The organism is Aliiruegeria lutimaris (assembly GCF_900099935.1).
In the GTDB taxonomy this organism is placed as follows: Bacteria; Pseudomonadota; Alphaproteobacteria; order Rhodobacterales; family Rhodobacteraceae; genus Tropicimonas; species Tropicimonas lutimaris.
On sequence record NZ_FNEK01000070.1, the window covers coordinates 19,315 to 27,506 of the forward strand.

Annotated in this window: 7 protein-coding genes and 1 pseudogene; 3 read left to right on the top strand and 5 right to left on the bottom strand. The window is 61.2% G+C overall.

The window, feature by feature from the left end; translation table 11 throughout:
• Window positions 1-16: 16 nt before the first annotated feature.
• Window positions 17-2,200, top strand: a complete 2,184-nt coding sequence (locus BLR85_RS22535) for an oligosaccharide flippase family protein (RefSeq protein WP_139188508.1) — start codon at window positions 17-19, stop codon at window positions 2,198-2,200.
• Window positions 2,201-2,242: 42 nt separating this feature from the next.
• Here BLR85_RS22535 and BLR85_RS22540 read toward each other — a convergent pair whose 3' ends face one another.
• Together BLR85_RS22540 and BLR85_RS28655 are read right to left on the bottom strand one after the other, a co-directional pair.
• Window positions 2,243-3,145: a CheR family methyltransferase gene (locus BLR85_RS22540; RefSeq protein ID WP_170844710.1), complete on the bottom strand. Its 903-nt coding sequence runs from the start codon at window positions 3,143-3,145 to the stop codon at window positions 2,243-2,245.
• 591 nt (window positions 3,146-3,736) lie between these two features.
• A complete protein-coding gene (locus BLR85_RS28655) occupies window positions 3,737-4,354 on the bottom strand; it encodes a hypothetical protein (protein ID WP_212635137.1) in 618 nt (205 codons plus the stop codon).
• Between BLR85_RS28655 and BLR85_RS28660 the strand changes: the two genes are divergently transcribed.
• Window positions 4,292-5,074 (top strand): glucosamine inositolphosphorylceramide transferase family protein, encoded by a 783-nt coding sequence (locus BLR85_RS28660; RefSeq protein WP_139188510.1) that lies wholly within the window; start codon window positions 4,292-4,294, stop codon window positions 5,072-5,074. The two genes, BLR85_RS28655 and BLR85_RS28660, sit on opposite strands and share 63 nt — an antisense overlap.
• A 14-nt stretch (window positions 5,075-5,088) precedes the next feature.
• On the opposite strand, the gene BLR85_RS22550 is transcribed toward BLR85_RS28660, so the two are convergent.
• Window positions 5,089-5,301 (bottom strand): hypothetical protein, encoded by a 213-nt coding sequence (locus BLR85_RS22550; RefSeq protein ID WP_139188511.1) that lies wholly within the window; start codon window positions 5,299-5,301, stop codon window positions 5,089-5,091.
• Window positions 5,302-5,671: 370 nt separating this feature from the next.
• On the opposite strand from BLR85_RS22550, the gene BLR85_RS22560 reads away from it, so the two are divergent.
• Window positions 5,672-6,730, top strand: coding sequence for a hypothetical protein (locus tag BLR85_RS22560; protein ID WP_093162759.1), 1,059 nt, complete (start codon window positions 5,672-5,674; stop codon window positions 6,728-6,730).
• Between the two features lie 56 nt (window positions 6,731-6,786).
• Here the strand turns inward: BLR85_RS22560 and BLR85_RS22565 are convergent, their stop codons facing one another.
• Together BLR85_RS22565 and BLR85_RS22570 are read right to left on the bottom strand one after the other, a co-directional pair.
• Window positions 6,787-7,722, bottom strand: a complete 936-nt coding sequence (locus tag BLR85_RS22565) for a glycosyltransferase family 2 protein (protein ID WP_093162766.1) — start codon at window positions 7,720-7,722, stop codon at window positions 6,787-6,789.
• Window positions 7,723-7,880: 158 nt separating this feature from the next.
• Window positions 7,881-8,192, bottom strand: a pseudogene (locus tag BLR85_RS22570) (IS630 family transposase); the annotation flags it as partial.

An 8,192-nucleotide genomic window follows, 5' to 3' on the forward strand; every position in this document is an offset into this window, starting at 1 on the left:
CCCGAGGAGGCCGCCCGTGCGGCACGCAGTCAACGTGCCTCCGACCGCCGGCATTTCGAGGCCGCGCATGGCCGCCTGCGCGAAATCCTGTCGCATTATTGCAATTGCGCCCCGCGCGACCTTTACTTCGAAAAAAACGGAAAACGGCAAACCCTTCCTGCGCGATGGGCCGGAATTCAGCCTCAGCCATTCCTCCGGCTGGGCGACGCTGGCGGTGGACGACGTACAGGTGGGCGTCGATATCGAGCGCGTTCGGCCCGTGAAGCCGGGCATCGCCGAATGGTTCCTCTCACCTGCGGAACTGGTCGCATTGAACGCGCAGCCGCAGAAACAGCGCGGGATCGGTTTCTATCGCTGCTGGACCGGCAAGGAAGCCTTTGTGAAAGCGACCGGCACCAGGATAACCATCCCTCTGGACGCTTTCGATGTCTCACTGGTATCCGATCTTGCCGGGTATCGCGTACCGACCCGCCTGCCCGGCCTGACAGGTCAAGACTGGCAGCTGACACGCCTGCACCTTGCAGCGGACTTCCCCTGTGCCGTCGCAACGCGCGGCGACTGCGCCTGCGCGAGGCCCGGCAGCCACAGGCTGATCACGTTTTGTTTGGAAATTCGAGTTTTGGAGCCATTTGCTTTCCAAAAAGTGTGGAAATCAAGCAGGATCCCGAAAGGTTTACCACCGGAGTCCCCGGCTAAAATGTCCAATCAAGACTACGACCCCCCGGGTGCGGCAGGCCGCGGCATCGCCAATGCCGGCTTGTGGGCCGTCGGTGGCAAGCTGGCATCGCGGGTTTTCGATCTCGCGACACTGATCATCCTGACCGCGATTCTGGAGCCTGCCGATTTCGGCCTCGTGGCCAAGGCGATGACTGTGGTCGTGCTGGTCGAAGTGATCACGATGGTCCCGATCGACACACCTATCTTGCGGATCAAGACACCAAGCAGCAGCCTGTACGATACCGCATTTACCCTAAACCTGATCCGGGCCGGGGTAATAGCCGTTCTGATCGTAGGCCTATCCCAACCACTGTCAGTCTATTTCAAGGATTCGCGGCTTGCATCTTTGATGTGGTGGCTCTCTCTGGGGCCAGCGCTGCGCGCCTGCGTCAGCCCAAAACTGGCGGAATTCACCCGCGTTTTCGACATGCGCCCCGAAGCACTCATGGATGTCGTCTCCAAGGTGACATCCCTGCTCGTTGTCACCTTCGTTGCCATCGCCACGCGCAGCTACTGGGCCATCGCTGTCGGCACGGTCACGACGACTTTCGTTCTGAATGTCCTGAGCTACATCTTGGCACCCTATCGGCCACGACTGTCTCTGCGCCACTGGCTTGATTACAAGGATGTCGTGACCTGGGTGACATTGTCGCAATCGCTTCAGGCCATGAACTGGCAGCTCGACAACCTCATCCTCGGCCGGATGCTGGGCAATGACCTGTTCGGCCGCTACGCCATTGCAAAGCAGCTCAACGACATTCCCTTTCAGGCCCTGGCGGTCCCGCTGACGCGCCCGATGATCGCGGCCTTTTCCGCCGCCACGGACGACAAGTCGCTGCGGCGGCTGTGGCTCAGCTATTCCAATGGCGTGCTGTTCACCGTGGGCGCGATCCTTGTCACGCTGGCGATCCTGGCGGAGGATGTGATCTTCGTCCTGCTGGGGCCGGGCTGGACGGATTCGAGCCATTACCTCACCGCCCTCGCACTTGCCACACTGCCCGCGCTTCCTATCGTGCCGCTCAACCCTTTCGCGGTTGCGACCTTCCGCAGCCGCCTCGTCGCGCTCCGAATCCTGCTGCAATTCCTCTTCTCCGTGCCCGCGCTCATCGCCGGGGCAATGCTCGCCGGGGTGATGGGGACGATCCTGGCCAAGGCGCTGGTCGAATGCGCGATGCTGATCTTCGCGGCGCAAGTGCTGCGCTCCGAGCTTGGCCTGCCGCTACGCCGCCAATTCCTCAGCTACTGGCGCAGCCTGCTGGGCTTCGCGGCGCTTTGCCTGCTGCTGCTTCTTTTGCGTGATCTCGGCGCGGGACTGACCGATGGCAGCCGAATTCTCACCGCGCTGCGCCTGATCGCGATCTCTATCCCTTGCCTGCTGGGCTATGTCGGAACCTGCCTTGCGCTCTGGCGTGTCGCCGGTCGGCCGGCCGGCCCGGAAGCCTTCCTGTGGCGGAAAATCAAGCCCGAAGCCGCTGACGCATAATGGCATCCACCGCCCTATCGGACGGCTGCCCGCCGCGCGACCTCACCCGGCAGGGCGCTTGAACGCGGTGGCATAGCGCCGGCTGCGGTTCGGGCGAAGGTGCATGAAGGGTTCCGTGCCCCAGTAATAGCGCCACCACCTGAGAGGCGTGTGAACGCGCGTTTCCTCGTAGACCCGGCGTAGATCCTCGGTGAAGGGAACAAGGCCGAGTTGCTCGGTCACTTCCGCGCGCAGGTCCAGATCCATGCCTTCGATCAGCAGTGCACCGCCCGGTTTCGTCAGCGAATAGAGGTTGCGCAGGGCATCCGCCGCCAGATCGGGCGGCAGGTGAAACAGCACGTTCTGCGCCACCACGAGCGGCGCCTGGCCGAATTCGGCGCGCAGGCCGTCGCCGTCCAGCAGGCTGGCCTGGGAAAAGCTCACCCGCGCGCGGATCTCCGGGCGCACGACATAGCCGTCCGCATCCTCCTCAAAGGTGGCGTCCAGAAAGCTCTGCGTCATGTACTCGCTGTGCAGAACCTCGTCCCGGCTGTAACGCGCCGCCTGCGCCCGCGCGACCATTTCGGGATGCAGGTCCGAGGCCCGGATATGGAAATCGAGGCCGGGGACAGCCTGGGCCAGCCAGGACGCTATGGTATAGGGCTCCGCCCCGTTGGAGCAGGCGAGCAGGGTAATCTCCAGCCGCTCGCCGCGCCCCAGATAATCAAGCACCGGCCCGCTGATCAGGCTCAGCTGCGCCGGCGCCCGCAGGAAACAGGTGTAGGTATGATCGTCGACACGCTGCCCCTGCCGCCTGAGCTGCCGGTGCCGCAGCAGGGCGTAAGGAAGAAGAAACGTATCGATCACCGCCTTGGCGGCGGCGCGCCGAAATGTCGGGCTTCGCCCGGAGACGTTTTCGCCTCCAAACGGCTTTGCGGCATATTCCGTGTAATCGACTGACTTCATAACCCGATTTTCCGAGAATTCGATTAAAGGCAAGTTATCACTTGCCAGCGTCCTCGTCTGCCATGAAATACAGGCCATTTCACCTTCTTAGAGCCGAGCGCCTTGGCTGGGTGGCCATCCCCGCACGGATTGATCACCGAATGCGGCCAATCGCGCCCAAGCGTTCCCGACTGGGAAACGCATTGTAAGCACTTCAAAACACTTGCCCAGCTTCGGAAATCAGGCCAGTCTCCCGGAGATCTGAAAACCATTGGAGCCTGGCGGGCCGATCCCGTGTTTTCTGATATGTTTCACTGCCTGCCAGTCAAATTCGGGAGATACAGAAAACGCGTTTTCGAGATCCGGCTGACCCTTTTCTTGAATTGGGTAATGGCTCCGTGACAAAAAGATGAGATAAATGGATTATCGCAAGAGCAGCACCGCGCTCCAGGATCACCGGAACCCGACTGGACCATGCAAGACGTAACGCCAGATTCCGACCGGATGCGCCTTTGCATTCTCCTGAGTGCCGATCAGTTGGACTTATGCGCCGTGCAAGAACTGCTGAAATTCGCCCCAGAAGCCGATCTGCGCGTAGCGGAAAAAATAACCTCAGGCCCCAAAGGTTGGACCGCCCTTATACAAGCCGTCGAGCGGCGTTTTTTCAATCCGCTGCGTCATTGCGAACCGGCAGTCGCGCGACCGCTTTCGGCCGCGCCGATCGAAGCGGAGTTGATCCTTGATCTGCGCGGAGGCTCGCCGGATAGCACCCTGGCCGAACAGGCGCGTTACGGGCTCTGGACGCCTGGCCCCTGCGATGTCGGAGCGCCGCTGCGCGGCGAGACCTCCCTTCAGATCTCCCTGATTGCCCTGGCTCCCGGCGCCACCACCCCACGTCTGATCGCAGAAGAACAGGTACAGGCCAAATGGCTGCCGGAACACAGCCGGGTATTTGCCCTTGAAAAGACCGTACAGCTTTTCCGCCGCGAATGGGCCCGGCTTGGCCTGACCGGCTCGGGACCCGATCTTGGCCCAGCGCCGGATCATTCCGCGCGTGTTCGCTTTCCTGATGTTCTTTGGCACAGCTTCCGTGTCGGGCGCGAATCTCTTGGCCGGAAAATCCGCCTTCCCGCCATCAATCGCCATCGGCGGCCATTCACCCTCAAATTGGGCAATGGATCCCTGGGCTGCATAGATCTTGCCGGCGCCAAGGATCAGCCCCTTCCACATGAGGGCCTGCGGGCCGATCCGTTCCTGATCGAAAAGGATGGCACGCTCTATTGTTTCTACGAAGATTTTCCCGATGGCGCCGAAAGGGCATTCATCGCTGTTTCGAAGGTGGAAGCGGATGGCTTGACGGATCTGGGCGTGGCGTTGCGGACCAGCTATCACCTCTCCTATCCCTTCATATTCGAACATGACGGCGAGATCTACATGATGCCGGAAACGCTGGCGGCGAATCGCGTCGAGATCTGGCGGGCAACAAGCTTTCCATTGGAATGGGAATTACACAACACAGCGCTCGAAGGGCAGCAGTTTGCAGATCCGGTGATCTTTCGGCAGGGCGAGGACTGGTGGTTCATGGCCAGCCCCTGCCATGACAGCCTCGGCGATTTCAGCAGCGAGATGTGGTTGTTCAAGGCGGATGGCCCCTTCCTCAACGCGCTCACGCCACATCCCCTGAACCCGGTCGTTCTGGGCTCCTCCGCCGGGCGCGGGGCCGGCAGGGTGTTCAATGAGGAGGGGCGGCTATTGCGCATGGCCCAGGACAATTCCGGGCGCCATTACGGCTACGGGATGCGGATTATGGAGATCACGGAATTGTCCATGACCACCTATGAGGAACGTTGCATCCGCCACTGGCGCGGGCCGGAGATACCTGGCGCGATCGGCTGCCACCACATGGATTTCGCGGGGGGCCGCTTCGTCGCGGATGTGCGGTGGCCTTGAAGCGGGCGCTGCTCCTAGCCGGGTTCGTGGCTTTTGCCGCGCAGGCGCAGGAAGGGCCGAGTCTCGGGGTGGCATCCAATTTCGAGCAGGGCTGGTTTCCCGACAAACTGGCGGCATCCCGCCTGCTGCCGGTCCATGATTTCCGCGATGCCATCCGGTGGCGCGATGTCGAAGGCGTTGATGGCAGCTATGCCTTCGACCACCGGATGACCAATTACCCCGCCCAAATGGCCCGACTCGGCGCCGGGATGAGCCTGACTGTGGATTCCGGCCACAAGAACTACGATAACGGCCTCTCCCCGGCATCACCGGAAGGACAGTCCGCTTTCGGGCGCTTCGCCGCCGCCGCCGTCTTGCAGTTTTCGAACATCCACGCGCTTGAAGTCGGAAACGAGATGAACAGCGCGACCTTTGCCAAGGGGCCGGGCTGGGAGGGCGACATCCGGCTTCGGGCGCGCACCTATGCCGGGCTTCTCAAGGCCACGGCGACGCAGGTGCGGGCTGCACGCCCAGAGGTCCGCATTCTCGGGGGGGCAGCGCATTCCATCCCGCTGCCGTGGTTCGAGGAGATTTTTTTCCCAGGGTGGCGCGGCGTATATGGACGCAATCGTTCTTCATCCCTATGCCGTTCCGCCCGAGCAATTGCGGCGCAGCATCGCGCTGCTGCGGGCCATTCCAGACGCGACGGAGATGCCGATCGAGATCACCGAATGGGGCACGTCCTCCAAGGAAGAGGCCCCCGCCCACTTAATGAAAGGCTACTGCCAATTCGCCCTGTCTGCCGTGACGCGGTTCATCTGGTATCCGCTGGGGGATCGCGGCGATGGCTTTGCGCCGCTGATCGACGGAAACAACGTGACTCCGGTCGGGCGGGCCTATCAGATGGCGCAGACCGCGTTCTGGGGCGAACCGGTCACGGATCTCGGCCTCGATCCCTTCACCTATGGCTGCGGTTTCGGAGACAAGGCAATGGTGCTCTGGGGCGCGCTACGGCAGGTCACGCTCACTGAGGGGGTGCGAGCGTTCGCCTCTGACGGACAGCCGCTTGCTAGCGAAGAACTGGTGCTCGACCGCGACCGCCCGATCGTTCTCCTGTCCGATGCGCCAATTCGCATTGGGGAAGAGCTGCGCCTCGGTCCACATGGGGTCATCGCCGATAGCTACGACCAGTTCGCCTTTCCCGCGCAGGGCCAAACGACCGGACCCTTAATGATACTTGCGGAAAAGGGCCGGAACTCCGTGCCTTTCGCAACTCGCCCGGGACAAGAATGCGGCGGCGTTCCGTGGTCGCCATATCTGGGCAATGAATTGGATATGAGCCTGCGGGCATCGGCGGACTGGGTTCTTCCGGGCGAAGTGCCCGGCCTCCAGGGTCCCCAGCCGGTCGCCATCGTGCAGCGTTATCGTGCCGAGCGTTCCAGTGCGGCCCGGCTGTGGATCGACATCGCGCCAAGCGCGGAAAGCATGGATGGGGTCATCCTTCGCATCCGCCAAGGGCGAGACATCTTACTGGAGCTTTGGGTCGCCGAAGCCACAATCGTGGAATTGCCGATTGCCCTGACCGCAGGGATGGACACGGATGTGATCGTGGCACCAGGAGAGAACGCGCATGGAGACTTTACCCGGTTGCGGATACGTTTTCTGGAAGAGAGGTGACGGCGTTCAGCTTCTGAACGCCGGGCGTTTCCCCTGTCCCGTCGGGTGGTTCAGACTCAGAATTCTTTGATCCGCTCCGGATCGAGCCTCCCGCGCAGCCAGTCGCCGAATGCAATGAAATTGCCGACAAGACGGCCGCGATGATCCACAAATGACTTCGGCTTTACCGAACGTGCGAGATTGGCCGCGAAGTTCCGGAAGATGTTCCTGGCCGAGGTCTTGGCCGGCAAAACGCCCTTCCGGCAAATGTAGACGAGATTGGCGACCTGCGAATACCCCAGCTTCTTGCCCGAAGTCCGACCGGTCTTGGTGCCCAGATGAACCCCACGCAGAGCGCTGCATTTCACCACGCGTCCGGACTGCGCGGCGCGCAGCGAAAAATCGACATCCTCGAACCAGCCATAGAGTGGCAACCGCTCATCGAAGCGTATCCCGTTCGCTTTGATCGTGTCGATCCGTACCGCCATGTTGCAACCGTAGCCGTTGCGGATGGATTCAATATTGTCCTCCGCCGGAGCTTTCAGGCCATTTTCCAAAGCCATTAGCCCTTCCTCGAAAGTCAGGCCAGGCCCCATGATGCCGTCTTCCAGAACCGCGCCCGTGGATATCAAAATATCCGGATTGGCTACAAAGATTTCCTCGAGCCGGGCAAGGTGATCGGGCGCCAACAGGAAGTCGTCATCCAGAAACAGCATCAAATCACCAGGTTTGGCCAATTCGAGCGCGAGATTTCGTTGTGGACAGGTACCGCGCGGCCCCAAAACCAACTCGAGCGGAAAGTCTAGCTGCGCGCCGGGCAAATTCCCGAAATCACGAGGCTCGGCACCGCTGACCACAACGAGATCCGGCAACCGCGTCTGGGTCGCCAGATGGCGCACGGTTGCGCTGAGAATAGGGCCTCGCCCAACCGTCGGAATCGCGACGATAACGCGCGACCGGGGTTGTTTGTCATCGGACGTCGTGGAAACCGTTGTTATGGATTTCTCCGTCATTGAAATATCTCGGGAAACCAAATGATGCGCATAATGTGACTTCTTCCCGGTAGTGGGCAATCCAGTCTTTCCGTGGTTGGAAGTGACGTCTTGTAACTTGCTAGGTTCCTTAACATCGGTCAAGAGATGCTGACCATTCAAGCCCTAGTCACCCGAATCTAAAGTTCGCCGCATAGGGTTTGGGTTCGCTGGCAGAACCGCTTGACCGATGCGAGGATTTCATCGGCGGACTTGACCCATCTGTATGGTTTGGGGTTCTCGTTGTGTGCTTCGATGAAGGCGGCAATGTCGGCCTCCAGTTCGGCAGTCGAACGATGGACCCCGCGCTGCAACTGCTTGCGGGTCAATTCAGCGAACCAGCGTTCGACCTGATTGATCCATGATGCCGAGGTGGGCGTGAAGTGGACATGCCAGTGCGGACGGCGGGCGAGCCATGCCTTGATCCTGGGCGTCTTGTGCGTGGCGTAGTT

What these genes read in the sequence shown, in the direction of transcription:
- BLR85_RS22540 (WP_170844710.1), bottom strand. Translation starts at nt 3,145, where the DNA reads ATGAAGTCAGTCGATTACACGGAATATGCCGCAAAGCCGTTTGGAGGC.
- BLR85_RS28655 (WP_212635137.1), bottom strand. Translation starts at nt 4,354, where the DNA reads ATGTGGAAGGGGCTGATCCTTGGCGCCGGCAAGATCTATGCAGCCCAG.
- BLR85_RS22560 (WP_093162759.1), top strand. Translation starts at nt 5,672, where the DNA reads ATGGACGCAATCGTTCTTCATCCCTATGCCGTTCCGCCCGAGCAATTG.
- BLR85_RS22565 (WP_093162766.1), bottom strand. Translation starts at nt 7,722, where the DNA reads ATGACGGAGAAATCCATAACAACGGTTTCCACGACGTCCGATGACAAA.